Source organism: Variovorax sp. Soil_C_33, from assembly GCF_057656935.1.
Window position 1 is genome coordinate 187,371 of sequence record NZ_JBDGJK010000009.1, and the last position, 14,556, is coordinate 201,926.

Consider the following 14,556-nt stretch of genomic DNA (forward strand, 5'->3'; position numbering starts at 1 on the left):
GCGGCCGCGCCCCCTCGGAGGGCAGCGAGTCCACGCAGTGACGGAGCGTGGGGGCGACAGATACACTGCCGGCCATGCAAGAACTCGCGGGTAAGCACATTGTTTTGGGCCTCACGGGGGGCGTCGCCTGCTACAAGTCGGCCGAGTTGTGTCGCTTGCTCGTCAAGGCCGGCGCCACCGTGCAGGTGGTGATGACCGAGGCCGCCACGCAGTTCATCACGCCGGTGACCATGCAGGCGCTGTCCGGCCGGCCGGTCTACACCTCGCAATGGGACGGGCGCGAGGCCAACAACATGCCGCACATCAACCTGAGCCGCGAGGCCGATGCGATCGTGCTGGCGCCCGCGAGCGCCGATTTCATCGCCCGGCTGGTGCAGGGCCGCTCCGACGAGCTGCTGAGCCTCCTGTGCCTCGCGCGTCCGGCCGAGCGCGTGCCGCTCTTGATCGCGCCGGCCATGAATCGCGAGATGTGGGTTCATCCGGCCACGCAGCGCAACCTGCGCCAGGTCGACGCCGACGGCGCCCGGGTGCTGGGGGTCGGCAACGGCTGGCAGGCCTGCGGCGAAACCGGCGACGGCCGCATGCTCGAGGCCGAGCAACTGCTCGAAGAAATCGTGGCGCAGTTCCAGCCCAAGGTGCTGGCCGGCCGGCGCCTGGTCGTCACGGCCGGCCCGACCTTCGAGGCACTCGATCCGATTCGCGGCATCACCAACCACTCTTCCGGCAAGATGGGTTTTGCGATCGCGCGCGCGGCGCGCGAGGCGGGCGCCGAAGTCACGCTGGTGGCCGGCCCGGTGCACCTGCCCACGCCGCGCGGCGTCGCACGCATCGACGTGATGTCGGCCAGGGAGATGCTCGACGCGACCCTGCGCGCCACGCAGGATGCTGCGGTCTTCGTCGCGACGGCGGCGGTAGCCGACTGGCGCCCGGCTTCCCACAGCGAGCACAAGATCAAGAAAGACGGCAGCGGCAAGCCGCCGGTGCTCCATTTCGTCGAGAACGAGGACATCCTGCTGACCGTCGCACAAGGCGAGCGCGCCAAGGCCGGCCAACTGTTCTGCGTCGGTTTTGCGGCGGAAAGCGAAAACCTGGCGGAGCACGCGAAGGCCAAGCGCGAACGCAAGGGCATTCCGCTCCTGGTCGGCAACATCGGCCCGCTGACCTTCGGGCAGGACCACAACAGCCTGCTCCTGGTCGACGCCAAGGGCGTGCGCGAGTTGCCGTGTGCGCCCAAGCTCACGCTGGCGCGCGAGCTGGTGGCCGAGATCGCGGCACGCCTGCCGGCAAGGAGCCAGCGATGAATCCCCAATGGAACACGCCGCCTGATGGCGACTTCGCGAGCTACGTGGAGCGGCTGACCGCGCAGGCGGCACTCCCCAGGCGCGAGAACCAGAACGGCGAGCACGGCCTGGACGTCGGCATGACGCCTTCCTCCGAGCCGCACGGCGCGGTCGCGGACGCCGCCTCCGCCGCGCGGCGCAGCGCCCAGTCGAACGGCGAGGTGCGCCCCGCGGCGGGCAGCGGCGACGTGATGCGCAAGATGATCAAGGCGCTGGCCATCGTCTGGGTCCTGATCCTGCTGGTGCTGCTGGCGCTCGACGTGCCCTTGGGCATCGTCGCCGTGGTGTTCGCGTTCGGCCTCTGGCTCGCGCACAAGCTGCGGCGGCTGGCGCTTCCGCCCGGCATGGAAAACTGGAAGCAATGGGTCGAGGCGGCGGCCCGGAAGCAACAGGAACAACAGCAGCAAAGGCGTGGCAAGTAAGTGAAAGTCGACCTCCGAATCCTCGATCCCCGTATGCAGGACCAGTTGCCTGCCTATGCAACACCCGGCAGCGCGGGCCTGGACCTGCGCGCCTGCCTGGAGGCGCCCATCACGCTGGAACCGAACGCGTGGCAACTGGTGGGCACGGGCATCTCGATCCACCTGGCCGATCCCGGCTACGCCGCGCTGATCCTGCCGCGCTCGGGCCTGGGCCACAAGCACGGCATCGTGCTCGGCAACCTCGTCGGGCTGATCGACAGCGACTACCAGGGGGAGCTGAAGGTCAGCGCTTGGAACCGCAGCGACACCGCCTTCGTGCTGCAGCCGATGGAGCGGCTGGCCCAACTGATGATCGTGCCGGTGGTGCAGGCGCAGTTCCGGGTGGTGTCGGAATTCCCGCCCAGCGAGCGCGGCGAAGGCGGCTACGGCTCGACCGGCAAGCATTGAGGCGAAGGGCTGTAGGCCCGCTCCCACAGGTAAAGAATGGAACCTGCGATGCAGCTTGCGCATCGAAGGTTTCAACATGTGTGCACGGTCATCGCGCAAGTGCGCGATGCGTTAAGACACATGCAGGGCGCATCGCGCCAGACCTGTTCGAGGAGCACTACACCATGAAGATTTCGATCCGCCTTGTTTCCGTCGCTGCATCCGTTCTTGCGCTCGCGACTCTGACTGCCTGCGTGGCGCCGGCGCCGGTCTATCAGACCTCGCGCTATCCGTACCAGCCGGTGCAGCCGGTTGCCCAGTCGCCCTATGTGGAATACGGCCACGTGGCCAACATCGAGGTGCTGCGCAGCCAGACCGCGGGCACCGGCACCACCGGCGGCGGTGCAGTGGCCGGCGGCGTTCTCGGCGGCGTGGTCGGCAACCAGTTCGGCCATGGCAGCGGCCGCGCGGCGGCCACCGCACTGGGCGTAGTCGGCGGCGCCTTGCTGGGCAACAGCATCGAGGCCAACCGCAACGCGCCGCGCGTCTACGAAAGCTATCGTGTCTCGATCCAGACCGACAACGGCGGCTACCGCTCCTTCGATGTGCCGAGTCCGGGCGACCTGCGTGTCGGCGACCGCGTGCGCATCGACGGCGGCCAGATCTCGCGCTTCTGAGGCAGCGCGCACAAAGGAAAAGCCGGGCAGTAGCCCGGCTTTTTGTCCTTGTCCGTTAATGCAGCAGGTCGTTCCCCGGCGCCATCGGCGGCACCTTGAAGAAGCCGGTGCCCGCCGTGCCCCGGCCAATCTCTTCTTCAGTGGCTTCGCGCACCGACTTCACCGTCATGTCGAGCCGGATCGCGATGCCTGCGAGCGGATGGTTGCCGTCGAGCACCAGGTGCTCGGGATAGACCTCGCTCACGGTGTAGATCGCGTTCTTGGGAATGTCGGGATTCACGCCCGCCGGCAAGGCGGCGCCGTCGAAGGTCATGCCTTCTTCCGTGCCTTCCGGAAAGAGGGCGCGCGGCTCGAGGAAGAGCAACTGGTCGTTGAAGTCGCCGAAGGCCTGTTCGGGTTCGAGCTGGAGCAGCACTCGCGCACCCGGCCCGTGGCCGAGCAGGGCAGCCTCGATCGCATCGAAGAGATCGTCGCCGCCGACCAGGAACTCGACCGGATCGTCGAGTACGTCGAGCACCTCGCCCAGGGTGTCTTTCAGCGTCCAGGTCAGGCCGACCACGCATTGTTCAGAGATTTCCATTGCAGAATTCTCCCATGGAGATTCATCGACCCTTGCCCTTGCTCGGCGGCCTCAGCGCTTCGCAATTCATGCGCCGTCACTGGCAGAAGAAACCGCTGCTCGTGCGCCAGGCCGTGCCCGCCATGGTGCCACCGATCGAGCGCCAGGCGCTGTTCGCGCTGGCCGAGCGCGAGGAGGTGGAGTCGCGGCTGATCCGCCACGGCAAGGCCGGCTGGACCCTGCGGCATGGCCCCTTGCCGCGCAAGTCGCTGCCGTCGCTGAAGCACTCCGAGTGGACGCTGCTGGTGCAGGGCGTCGATCTGCATCACCAGGGCATTCATGAATTGTTGCAACAGTTCCGTTTCGTTCCCGACGCGCGGCTCGACGACCTGATGATCAGCTACGCGGGCGACGGCGGCGGCGTCGGCCCGCACTTCGACAGCTATGACGTGTTTCTGCTGCAGGCGCAGGGGCAGCGCCGCTGGTCCATCGGCAAACAGCGCGACCTGCGGCTTCAGCCCGGGGTGCCGCTCAAGATCCTGGCGCAATTCGAACCCGAACAGAGCTTCGTGCTCGAACCCGGCGACATGCTCTATCTGCCGCCGCGCTATGCGCACGACGGCGTCGCGGTCGGCGGCGACTGCATGACGTATTCGATCGGCCTGCGCGCGCCGGCTGCCGCCCCGCTCGGCGTCGATCTGCTCGCGCGCATCGCGGAGGCGCAGGCCGAGGCGCTGGAAGATGCGCCGATGAAGACGGTCGTTCACTACCGCGATCCCGCGCAGCCTGCCGTGGAGACGCCGGCGGCGATACCGCCCGCCCTGCAAGCGTTTGCGCGCGATGCAGTGCTCGCCGCTTTGCGCGACCCCGACGCGATCGACCGTGCGCTGGGCGAATCGATGACCGAGCCCAAACCCACGGTCTGGTTCGACCAGGGCGAGCAGCCGTCGGCGCTGGCCGGCGTTGCGCTCGACCGCCGCACGCGTATCCTCTATGACGCGCGGCATCTCTACATCAACGGCGAAAGCTTTCGCGCCTCCGGCCGCGATGCGAAGCTGATGCGCCTGCTGGCCGACCAGCGTGCGCTCGGTCCGCGCGATCTCCGAGGCGCGAGCGAAGATGCGCTGGCGTTGCTGGGCGACTGGTGCGAAGCGGGGTGGCTGCATGCCGAATGAAGAAGTCGACGACACGGCCTTGCCCGAAGGGCCTTTCGATGGGCGCCATGCCTTTCAGGCCCACCTGCATGCGGCGCTCGCTGCCGCCGCGCAGCAGAACTGGCGCGAGATCGTCCTTTGCGATCCCGGCTTCGGCGACTGGCCGCTGGGCGAGCGTGCCATCGCCGATGCGCTGCAGGCCTGGGCGGCCAACGGGCGCAGCTTGGTGCTGCTGGCGCAGCGCTTCGACGTGTTCGAGCGCGAACATGCACGCTTCGTGCACTGGCGCCGCATGTGGAGCCACATCGTCGATTGCCGGGCCTGCGACGGTCCGGGCCTGCCTCAGGTGCCGAGCGGCATCTGGACGCCGTCATGGTTCCTGAATCGCATCGACGTCGAGCGCAGCCGCGGCGTCTGCGGGCACGAACCCGAGGGGCGGCGCGCCTTGCGGGAACGAATCGACGAATGCCTGCGCCACGGCCGGCCGGCCTTTCCGGCTTCCACGCTGGGCTTGTAAGCCAATGCCGCGAATCGCCCCTCCATACATCATCCTGCGAAGGTGCAGGTCTAGAATTTTTCTTTCGAGACCTTCATCCAAAGGAGTCATGTAATGAGAAATTCCGTCCTGCTCGCCTCGCTGATCGCCGCTGCTGCACTGGTTGCTTGCGGCAAGAAGGAGGAATCCGCGCCGGCCGTCGTCACCCCGCCGCCTGCCTCCGTCACGCCGGCGCCCGCGCCTCCGCCTCCGCCGGCAGCAGCACCTGCAACGCCCGATACGTCGGCCACGACGCCTGCACCGTCGCCCGGCTCGCAGTCGGCACTCGATGCGGCCAATGCCGCGACCGAAGCGGCCAAGAAGAAAGAGGAAACGCCCAAGCAGTAAGGCTGCAGCAGATGCGGAAAGGCCGCCTTCGGGCGGCCTTTTTCATTGCCTAGAGATCGAGCCAGGGCGAGCCTTCTGCGGCGTTCGCCGTCAGCATCTCGTGCTCGCCGGCGCCGAGCGCCTCGGCCATCGCGCGCCGCACGATCTCGGGCCGGTTGTTCTGTTCGCTCAGGTGGGCTGCCAGCACGTGGCGCAGCCCGCCGTGATGCACGGCGCGTGCGATGGCTGCCGCGGCGGCGTTGGACAGGTGGCCGTAGTTGCCGCCGACCCGCAGCTTCAGGAAGGGCGGGTAGGCCGAGCCGGCCAGCATGTCGCTGTCGTGATTGAACTCGAGCAGCAGGGCATCGAGCCCCATCAAGCGGGCCAGCACGTGCGGCGTCGCATGCCCCAGGTCGGTCAGCACGCCGAGGCTGCGCGCGCCGTCGGTGCAGCGCAGTTGCAGCGGCTCGCGGGCATCGTGCGGGACGGTGAAAGGCTGGACCAGGATGTCGCCGACTTCGATGTCGGCGCCGTCGCGCGCGAGGCCCAGCCGGCCGTCGAAATCGCGCCCGCCGGCGGCGAGCCACGTGCCCTCGCTCATCCAGACCTGCAGCCGCTCGCGGCGCGACAGCGCGTGCACGCAGCCGATGTGATCGCCATGCTCGTGGGTGACGAAGACCGCGTCGATGTCGCAGGCCGCGAGGCCCGCGCGCGCGAGCCGCGCATCGAGCTGCCGCAGCCCGAAGCCGCAATCGATCAGGAGCCTCGACGTGCGGCCGCCGCTCGTCGCTTCGACCAGTGTGGCATTGCCCGTGCTGCCGCTGCCCAGGCTGCGGAAGCGCAGCATCTCTAGCGACGTGCGCGAAGCCCGGGGGAGACCGTCATTTCAGGTCGTCGGCAATGACCTGCACGATGCGCTGGGCGTTGGCCGAGGTCTCGGGCGCGCCGCTTTCATTGAGTACCGCCACCGTGCTGGCTTCGCCCTGGCCCTTGACCAGGATGCGGTACTTGAGCGGCGCCTCGGTCTTGCCCGAGCCGCCGAAGGTGAACAGCTTGCCGAAGAAGCCGGGCTCCTTCTTGTCCGGGTTGGGCGCCACATAGCGCACGAAGTAGGTGCCGGCGCTGCGGTCGCGGTCTTCGACGGTGAAGCCGGTGCGGTCCAGCGCTAGGCCGACGCGGCGCCATGCCCGCTCGAAGTTCTCGTTGATCTGGACCACCGGCTGGCCGCCGACGTTGGCGACGCTGGCAGTGCGCGCCGGTGCGCTGGTTGCGGCGAGCAGTTTCGACTGCTCCTGCGAAACGCCCAGCTTCACCATCAGGCGGCGCAGGAATTCGGTTTCGAGCTCGGGGTCGGTGGCGCGCGGCTGCCAGACCGTCTGGTCCTTGCGCGCGGTGTTGTAGACCTCTTCCATGCCGCGGTGGCTCACGAAGATCTCGGTGCCGTTGGGCGTGCGCTCGAGGCGGGTGCGAAAGCGATCGAGTTCGCCGGTGGAATACACCGAATCGACCAGCTTGCCGAGCGTGCCGCGGATGATGTCCTGCGGCAGCTTGGCGCGGTTCTCGGCCCAGTCGGTTTCCATGATGCCGAGATTGCGTTGCTCGCTGGTGAGCAGGAAGCCGTTTTCCTGCCAGAAGTCGCGCACCGGCTCCCAGAGCTGATCAGGCGAGCGGTTGACGACGATCCAGCGCTGCGAACCCGAGCGCTCCATGCGCACGTCGCCGATGTTTCCGACCGCCGTGGGGACGCTCGGCGCGTTGGCAATGCCGGCCTGATAGCCGCTGGCCGTGACCGCGCCGCCGGGCACTGCGTAGCGGTTTTCGCGCGAGAGCTGCGTGAGATCGGGCGGCACCTCGAGCGTGGGTGCCTTGCCGGCGCTCTTGTAGTCGATCTTGTCGCTCTCGAGGACCGAGCAGGCAGCGAGGCTGGCAATCAGGGCCAGCAGTGCGAATCGCGAAATGGTTTTCAACGTCGTCTTCCTTGTGGAATGTTTAGCTCAATCGATGGGCAGCAGCGTCCCGCTGTGTCAGAGCGCCGGCTGCGCAAAAGGTTGCCGGCGTTCGCGAACGGCGCTGCGGATGGAATCAGTCCTTGAGCAGGCCGCTGGCGCGCAGCGCGGACTCGACCACCGGACGGCTTGCTTCGGCGAGCTCGGTCAGGGGCAGGCGCAACGCGCCGCCGCACAGGCCGAGCCGGGCCATGGCCCACTTGACGGGGATCGGATTCGGTTCGACGAACAGATGGCGATGAAGCGGCATCAGCTCGAATTGGATCTGCATTGCGCGCTTCGTGTCGCCGGCGATGGCGGCCATGCACAGCTCGTGCATCTTGCGCGGCGCCACGTTGGCCGTGACGCTGATGTTGCCCTGGCCGCCGCACAGCATCAGCGCAACGGCGGTCGGATCGTCGCCCGAATAGACCGCGAAATTCTTTGGCAGGTCGCGGATGAGCCACTGTGCGCGCTCGATGTTGCCGGTGGCTTCCTTGATGCCGACGATGCCGGGCACCTGTGCCAGGCGCAGCACGGTGTCGTGCGCCATATCGGCCACCGTGCGGCCGGGCACGTTGTAGAGCACGACGGGCAGGTCGCCCACGGCCTCGGCGATGGCCTTGAAGTGCCGGTACTGGCCTTCCTGCGTCGGCTTGTTGTAGTAGGGCACCACCTGCAACTGGGAATCGGCGCCTACGCCCTTGGCGAACCTGGCGAGCTCGATCGCTTCCTTGGTCGAATTGGCGCCGCAACCGGCCATCACGGGCACGCGGCCCTTGGCTTGTTCGACCGCGATGCGGATGATCTCGCAATGCTCCTCGACGTCGACCGTCGGCGACTCGCCGGTGGTGCCGACCACGCCGAGGCAATCGGTGCCTTCGTCGATGTGCCAGTCGATCAGCCGGCGCAGGGCGGGATAGTCGACACTGCCGTCGTCATGCATCGGCGTGACGAGCGCGACGATGCTGCCTGTCAGTTGCTCCAAGGGTGGTCTCTTTGTCGGGTGGACGAAAAGCAGCCATTCTACTGACTCAGAGGCGGCCCCCCGGGGGCCGCGCCGACCGGTCTGATGGCGGCGATCCGTTGCACGAATCGCGCCGGCGCCGGCAGGAAGCCGTCCTCGTAGGCCACGATCCGCAGCCCCGCGCAGGCGATCAGCAGTTCGCCGGGCTGCAGCAGGAAATCCGGGCGCGAGGGCTTGCCCACCGACTCGTTTCCCGCGGCGAAGGTTTCGTAGAGCAGCACGCCCCCGGTCGCGACCGCCGAGACGATATCGGGCAGGCGCGGCCGCCAGAGGTAGTTGGTGACGATCACCGCCCCGAAGACCCGGCCGGCAAAGGGCCAGGGCCCCGCCTCGATGTCGGCGAGCAGTGCCTGGCCGAAACCGGCTGCGGAGGCGACGGCCTCCGGCGACCGGTCCACGCCCGTCGCCGGATGGCCGCGCTCGGCGAACCAGCGCATGTGCCGGCCCGCGCCGCAGGCCACGTCGAGCACGTCGGCGCCGGGCGCGAGCAGGTGCGACCAGCGCACGATCCAGGGGGAGGGCGGGAGGTCGTGGCTCAGAAGCAGGCCCAGATCTGGTCCGCCAGTGTCACGAGGAAGGCGGGGCGCGTGTAGAGCGCGAACACGGCCAGCAGCACCAGCGCGGCCGCGCCCAGCCAGCCGGCTTGCACGAGGCGATGGCGTGTGCTCGGGCGCATGGTGGAAGACCTCAGGCCGGTTGAGGAAGCGGGCGCGCGATCGCGCCTTCCTTGACCGGCAGGTTGACCAAGGCAGCGAATACGCCGAGCGCGATCGCGAGATACCAGACGATGCCGTAGCTGCCGGTGCTGTCGTAGAGGTAGCCGCCGAGCCAGACGCCAAGGAAGGAGCCGACCTGGTGGCTCAGGAACACGAAGCCGCCCAGCATCGACAGGTGCGCCACGCCGAAGATCTGGGCGATGATGCCGCTGGTGAGCGGCACGGTCGACAGCCACAGGAAGCCCATCACGCTCGCGAACACGTACACCGAGAGCGGCGTGATCGGCGCCGTCAGGAAGATCGCGATCGACGCCGCGCGGCTGAAGTAGATGGCGGCCAGCAGCTTGCGCTTGGCCAGCCGGGCCCCGAGCGAGCCCGCGACGTAGGTGCCGAAGATATTGAACAAGCCGACCAATGCCAGCGCATAGCTGGCCACCTCGGGCGAGAGTCCCTTGTCGCGCAGGTAGCTCGGCATGTGCACGCCGATGAACGCCAGCTGGAAGCCGCAGACGAAGTAGCCCGCCATCAGCAGCACGAAGCTCGGATACTTGAAGGCCTCGCCCACCGCCTGCAGGATGGTCTGCTCGCGGTGCACGACGGCGGCAGTGCCGACGCGCGGCTCGCGCAGGCCGAAAGCGAGCGGCACGATCAGCAGCACCATGACGGCCAGCACCAGCAGGGCGGTGTGCCAGCCGAAGCCCGCGATCAGGTGGCCTTCCACCGGCACCATGAGGAACTGGCCGAAGGAGCCGGCCGCGGCGGCCACGCCCATCGCCCAGGAGCGCCGCTCCACCGGAATCTGGCGGCCGATCACGCCATAGATCACGGCGTAGGTGGTGCCGGCCTGAGCGGCGCCGATCAGCACGCCCGCCGTCAGCGCGAACATGAGCGGCGTGGGCGAGAGCGCCATGCCCGCCAGGCCCAACGCATAGAACACCGCGCCCGCCACCAGCACGCGAAAGGCGCCCAGCTTGTCGGCCAGCATGCCGGCGAAGACGCCGATCACGCCCCAGGACAGATTCTGGATCGCGAGCGCGAGCGAAAAGCTCTGCCGCGACCAGCCCTGTTCCTGCGTGATCGGCTGCAGCCAGAGCCCGAAGCCGTGGCGGATGCCCATCGAGAGGGTGACGATCATGGCGCCGCAGAACAGGACCTGCTTGAGCGACAGCGGCTTGAGTGTGGGATTCATCCAGGCAATGTATCCAAAGCGGGGGCAGCCGCATGGCACGACGGCGACGGCAATTGTTGATCTTTTTGGCCGGCACTGATGCGGCAGCCGCATCAGAGGGCTTCTGTATGTTCATACAGGTTTTTTGCCGGGCCACGCATACAATCCGCCCCCATGGCGATCCTCAGCAAGACTCCCCCGGCCTATTCGGAAGGCTCGATCCGCGTTCTCAAGGGCCTCGAGCCCGTCAAGCAGCGTCCGGGCATGTACACCCGCACCGACAACCCGCTGCACATCATCCAGGAAGTGCTGGACAACGCGGCCGACGAGGCGCTCGCCGGCTACGGCAAGAAGATCAAGGTCACGCTGCACACGGACGGCTCGGTCAGCGTCGAGGACGACGGCCGCGGCATCCCCTTTGGCCTGCACCCCGAAGAAAAGGCGCCGGTGGTCGAACTGGTGTTCACCCGGCTGCACGCGGGCGGCAAGTTCGACAAGGGCTCGGGCGGCGCCTACAGCTTCTCGGGCGGCCTGCACGGCGTGGGCGTGTCGGTGACCAATGCGCTGTCGAAGCGCCTCGAGGTCCAGTCCTTTCGCGAAGGCAAGGCAGCGCAGCTCGCGTTCTCGGGCGGCGACGTGATCGAACCGCTGGTCGTGCGCGCCAACGACGGCGGCGAGCGCAAGCAGGGCACTACGGTGCGCGCCTGGCCGGACGCCAAGTACTTCGAATCGCCCCAGCTTCCCATCAACGAACTGACCCACCTGCTGCGCAGCAAGGCCGTGCTGATGCCGGGCGTGACCGTCACGCTGGTGGTCGAGAAGACCAAGGAAACGCAGCAGTGGCTCTACAAGGGCGGCCTGCGCGACTACCTGATGCAGACGCTCAACGGCGATCCGGTGATCCCGCTGTTCGAAGGCGCGGGCCATGCCGACAAGAATGCCGACAACTTCGCCGAAGGCGAGGGCGCCGAGTGGTGCGTGGCCTTCACCGAGGACGGCCAGCCGGTGCGCGAGAGCTACGTCAACCTCATTCCCACCAGCGCCGGCGGCACGCACGAGAGCGGCCTGCGCGACGGCCTGTTCAACGCGGTCAAGAGCTTCATCGAACTGCATTCGCTCTTGCCCAAGGGCGTGAAGCTGCTGCCGGAGGACGTGTTCGCGCGAGCCTCCTACGTGCTCTCGGCCAAGGTGCTCGATCCGCAGTTCCAGGGCCAGATCAAGGAACGGCTCAATTCGCGCGACGCCGTGCGCTTGGTGTCCAGCTTCGTGCGGCCCGCGCTGGAGTTGTGGCTCAACCAGCACGTCGACTACGGCAAGAAGCTCGCCGAGCTGGCCATCAAGGCTGCGCAGACGCGCCAGAAGGCCGGCCAGAAGGTCGAGAAGCGCAAGGGCTCCGGCGTCGCCGTGCTGCCCGGCAAGCTGACCGACTGCGAGAGCAAGGACATTGCGCACAACGAGGTGTTCTTGGTCGAGGGCGATTCGGCCGGCGGCAGTGCCAAGATGGGCCGCGACAAGGAAAGCCAGGCCATCCTGCCGCTGCGCGGCAAGGTGCTCAACACCTGGGAAGTGGAGCGCGACCGCCTGTTCGCCAACACCGAGATCCACGACATTTCGGTTGCGATCGGCATCGATCCGCACGGCCCCGAGGACACGCCCGACATGTCGGGCCTGCGCTACGGCAAGGTCTGCATCCTGAGCGATGCCGACGTCGACGGCTCGCACATCCAGGTGCTGCTCTTGACGCTGTTCTTCCGTCACTTTCCGAAACTGATCGAAGCCGGCCATGTGTATGTCGCCAAGCCGCCACTGTTCCGCGTCGACGCGCCGGCGCGCGGCAAGAAGCCGGCTTCGAAGGTCTACGCGCTCGACGAGGGCGAACTGGTCGCCATCCTCGACAAGCTGCGCAAGGACGGCGTGCGCGAAGGCGCCTGGAGCATCAGCCGCTTCAAGGGCCTGGGCGAAATGAGCGCCGAGCAGCTGTGGGAAACCACGCTCAACCCCGACACGCGGCGCCTGCTGCAGGTGCGCCTGGGCCGCTTCGACGTCTCGGGCACGCAGGGAGAGATCACCAAGCTCATGGGCAAGGGCGAGGCCGCGGCGCGGCGCGAGCTGATGGAGCTGCGGGCGGACGATGTGGAGCTCGATGTCTGAGTGCGTGACGCGGTAGGCGTTCGCGCCGAAAATGCGTCCCTGACCCCATGCGCACCCTTGGCCGTTTCCTCCCCTTGCTGCTGGCCCTGCTGCTGTCGATGACGCAGCCGCTCGCGCACGCGGCCGACATCTTTGGCTACGTCGACGACAAGGGCGTCGCGCATTTCGCGCCCGAGAAGCTCGACGAGCGCTACCAGCTGTTCTTCCGCGGGGGCCAGAGCTTCGATACGGCGGACGGCATCGGCCCGCTTCTGCGCGGCCGCACCGGCAGGATCGACGGCAAGGTGCCGCGCGCCTCGCAGACCCTGCTCGCGCTGTTCGAGGCTTCGCCCAGCTACAAGCCCGCCCAGGGCGCGCTGCGCGAAGCCGCCAGGCGCCACGCAATCGACTACGAACTGCTGCAGGCCCTGATCGCCACCGAGTCGGGCTTCGACGCGCAGGCCGTGTCGCCCAAGGGCGCGCTCGGCCTCATGCAATTGATGCCGGCCACCGCGCAGCGCTACGGCGTGCAGGCCGACAAGCGCGGCTCGCTCGAGAAGAAGCTGTTCGACCCGCGCATCAACATCGCGGCCGGCTCGCGCTACCTGAGCGACCTGATCGAGATGTTCCCCGGCGACATCGAGCTCGCGCTTGCGGCCTACAACGCGGGCGAGGGCGCGGTGCAGCGCGCCGGCAACAAGATACCGAACTACCGCGAAACGCAGAACTACGTGAAGACGGTGCTGCAGCTCTATGCCTACCTCAAGCCGCAGGCGGTCGCCGGACGTGGCGGCAAGGCGCCGGGGCGCGTGCGCATGGAACTCGCGCCGCCGCGCGGCGGCGCGATCGGCCGCGGCAACATGCCGCCGGATTCGCGCGGCGCGCCCGCGATGCCGTCCCTGCCCGAGCCGCCGCAGGGGCTGCGGCTCGATCCCGCCCTGTCCTGAAGTCGATGCAGCGCCGAAACTTCGTTCTTGCCACCGCGCTGGCCGCCACGGCCGGCGCGGGGCGCGCGCAGCACCATCTGCCCGTGGCCCCGTCCTCGGCCGAGCCCTACGCCAGGCTGCAAGGCGGCGTGCCCCATCACATGACGCCCGAGCAGCAGGCGCAGCGCGTCACCGTCAGCCCGGCGCCGGCCGGCGCGCCGGGCCGCTGGGTGCCGCGCGCGGCCCTGCCGATCCCGCGCAGCGAGATGGCCTGGGCCACCGCCGCGCAGGGCCCCATGCACGTGGTCGGCGGCTACGGCGAAGGCGCGGTCAACCGCGACTACCACCACATCTACGATCCGGCCGCCGATCGCTGGCTCGACGGCGCGCCGCTGCCGCGCGGCGCCAACCACGTCGCGGTGGCGGCCGAGGGCGGGCGCGTCTATGCCCTCGGCGGCTTCATCGAACAGAACCGCCGCTCCGACACCAACGCCTACGTCTACGAGATCGCGGCCGATCGCTGGACCGCCATCGCGCCGCTGCCGCGCCCGCGCGGCGCCGCGGCTGCAGTGATGCAGGGCGGCGCGCTGCACCTGATCGGCGGCGCCTCCGAGCCGGCGGCCGAACGCGCCAGCGTCGGCTGGCATGAGGTCTACGACCCCCAGGCTGACCGCTGGTCTTCCCGCAAGCCGCTGCCGGGTGCGCGCGACCACGTGGGCTGCATCGCGCACAACGGGCAGATCCACGTGATCGGCGGGCGCTTCAACACCTTCGAATACAACACCGAGCTGCACCACGTCTACCTGCCGGCGCGCGACACCTGGGAGTTGCGCGCGCCGCTGCCCATCGCGCGCTCTGGCCATGGTCTGGTGGTCTATCGCGGCCGCTTCTATGCGATGGGCGGTGAGGGCGGCTTCCTGGTCGGCGGCGTGCCGCGCCAGGCCAAGGTCTTCGGCCAGATGGAAAGCTACGATCCGGTAGCCGACACTTGGCAGCGCCATGCGCCCATGCCCACGCCGCGCCATGCGGTGGGCGCGGCCGTGATCGGCGACTGGATCTACGTCGCGGGCGGCGGCGCGGTGTTGGGCGGCAGCGTGCAGTCGGCGGTGCACGAAGCATTCACACTGGGCTGAGCGCGCTCGCGCGCGACGGCCTGATTTCTTT

17 protein-coding genes are annotated in these 14,556 nt (G+C 68.4%); 10 read left to right on the forward strand and 7 right to left on the reverse strand.

The annotated features are described in order from the left end of the window. Positions 1-74 precede the first annotated feature (74 nt). From coaBC to AC3A6B_RS16085, 4 genes are all read left to right on the forward strand, one after another. Positions 75-1,301 (forward strand): bifunctional phosphopantothenoylcysteine decarboxylase/phosphopantothenate--cysteine ligase CoaBC, encoded by a 1,227-nt coding sequence (gene coaBC / locus AC3A6B_RS16070; protein WP_487837675.1) that lies wholly within the window; start codon positions 75-77, stop codon positions 1,299-1,301. Beyond that, complete coding sequence (locus tag AC3A6B_RS16075; protein WP_487837676.1) at positions 1,298-1,762, forward strand: hypothetical protein; 465 nt, start codon at positions 1,298-1,300, stop codon at positions 1,760-1,762. Before coaBC ends, AC3A6B_RS16075 begins: the two co-directional genes overlap by 4 nt. Further along, a complete protein-coding gene (dut, locus tag AC3A6B_RS16080; protein ID WP_487837677.1) occupies positions 1,763-2,209 on the forward strand; it encodes a dUTP diphosphatase in 447 nt (148 codons plus the stop codon). 164 nt (positions 2,210-2,373) lie between these two features. After that, on the forward strand, positions 2,374-2,865 hold the full coding sequence (locus AC3A6B_RS16085; RefSeq protein ID WP_487837678.1) for an outer membrane lipoprotein: 492 nt from the start codon (positions 2,374-2,376) through the stop codon (positions 2,863-2,865). Positions 2,866-2,920: 55 nt separating this feature from the next. On the opposite strand, the gene AC3A6B_RS16090 is transcribed toward AC3A6B_RS16085, so the two are convergent. Further along, complete coding sequence (locus tag AC3A6B_RS16090; RefSeq protein WP_487837679.1) at positions 2,921-3,445, reverse strand: FKBP-type peptidyl-prolyl cis-trans isomerase; 525 nt, start codon at positions 3,443-3,445, stop codon at positions 2,921-2,923. Between the two features lie 14 nt (positions 3,446-3,459). Here AC3A6B_RS16090 and AC3A6B_RS16095 point away from each other — a divergent pair, with 14 nt between their 5' ends. From AC3A6B_RS16095 to AC3A6B_RS16105, 3 genes are all read left to right on the forward strand, one after another. Next, on the forward strand, positions 3,460-4,599 hold the full coding sequence (locus AC3A6B_RS16095) for a JmjC domain-containing protein (protein WP_487837680.1): 1,140 nt from the start codon (positions 3,460-3,462) through the stop codon (positions 4,597-4,599). Continuing rightward, complete coding sequence (locus AC3A6B_RS16100) at positions 4,589-5,095, forward strand: hypothetical protein (RefSeq protein WP_487837681.1); 507 nt, start codon at positions 4,589-4,591, stop codon at positions 5,093-5,095. The genes AC3A6B_RS16095 and AC3A6B_RS16100 overlap by 11 nt, the downstream gene beginning before the upstream one ends. 93 nt (positions 5,096-5,188) lie before the next feature. Further along, positions 5,189-5,461, forward strand: coding sequence for a hypothetical protein (locus AC3A6B_RS16105; RefSeq protein ID WP_487837682.1), 273 nt, complete (start codon positions 5,189-5,191; stop codon positions 5,459-5,461). Positions 5,462-5,510: 49 nt separating this feature from the next. On the opposite strand, the gene AC3A6B_RS16110 is transcribed toward AC3A6B_RS16105, so the two are convergent. The 6 genes from AC3A6B_RS16110 to AC3A6B_RS16135 all read right to left on the reverse strand — a co-directional run bounded on the left by AC3A6B_RS16110 (position 5,511) and on the right by AC3A6B_RS16135 (position 10,357). After that, a complete protein-coding gene (locus AC3A6B_RS16110) occupies positions 5,511-6,287 on the reverse strand; it encodes an MBL fold metallo-hydrolase (RefSeq protein ID WP_487837683.1) in 777 nt (258 codons plus the stop codon). 34 nt (positions 6,288-6,321) lie between these two features. After that, positions 6,322-7,407: an NlpB/DapX family lipoprotein gene (gene bamC / locus AC3A6B_RS16115; RefSeq protein ID WP_487837684.1), complete on the reverse strand. Its 1,086-nt coding sequence runs from the start codon at positions 7,405-7,407 to the stop codon at positions 6,322-6,324. A 115-nt stretch (positions 7,408-7,522) separates the two neighbouring features. Continuing rightward, positions 7,523-8,446: a 4-hydroxy-tetrahydrodipicolinate synthase gene (dapA, locus tag AC3A6B_RS16120; protein WP_487837736.1), complete on the reverse strand. Its 924-nt coding sequence runs from the start codon at positions 8,444-8,446 to the stop codon at positions 7,523-7,525. 5 nt (positions 8,447-8,451) lie between these two features. Then, entirely contained in the window at positions 8,452-8,958 is a 507-nt protein-coding gene (locus AC3A6B_RS16125) for a class I SAM-dependent methyltransferase (protein WP_487837685.1), read from the reverse strand. 29 nt (positions 8,959-8,987) lie between these two features. Next, entirely contained in the window at positions 8,988-9,128 is a 141-nt protein-coding gene (locus AC3A6B_RS16130; RefSeq protein ID WP_487837686.1) for a hypothetical protein, read from the reverse strand. Positions 9,129-9,139: 11 nt separating this feature from the next. After that, positions 9,140-10,357 carry an MFS transporter gene (locus AC3A6B_RS16135; protein WP_487837687.1) on the reverse strand — a complete coding sequence of 406 codons (1,218 nt, stop codon included), beginning with the start codon at positions 10,355-10,357 and terminating at the stop codon, positions 9,140-9,142. A gap of 153 nt (positions 10,358-10,510) precedes the next feature. On the opposite strand from AC3A6B_RS16135, the gene AC3A6B_RS16140 reads away from it, so the two are divergent. From AC3A6B_RS16140 to AC3A6B_RS16150, 3 genes are read left to right on the forward strand one after another with little or no spacing between them, the layout of a single operon-like run. Next, a complete protein-coding gene (locus AC3A6B_RS16140) occupies positions 10,511-12,487 on the forward strand; it encodes a DNA topoisomerase IV subunit B (RefSeq protein WP_487837688.1) in 1,977 nt (658 codons plus the stop codon). A gap of 47 nt (positions 12,488-12,534) precedes the next feature. After that, a complete protein-coding gene (locus AC3A6B_RS16145) occupies positions 12,535-13,413 on the forward strand; it encodes a lytic transglycosylase domain-containing protein (RefSeq protein WP_487837689.1) in 879 nt (292 codons plus the stop codon). A 5-nt stretch (positions 13,414-13,418) separates the two neighbouring features. Further along, positions 13,419-14,525, forward strand: coding sequence for a Kelch repeat-containing protein (locus AC3A6B_RS16150; RefSeq protein WP_487837690.1), 1,107 nt, complete (start codon positions 13,419-13,421; stop codon positions 14,523-14,525). Positions 14,526-14,556 lie beyond the last annotated feature (31 nt).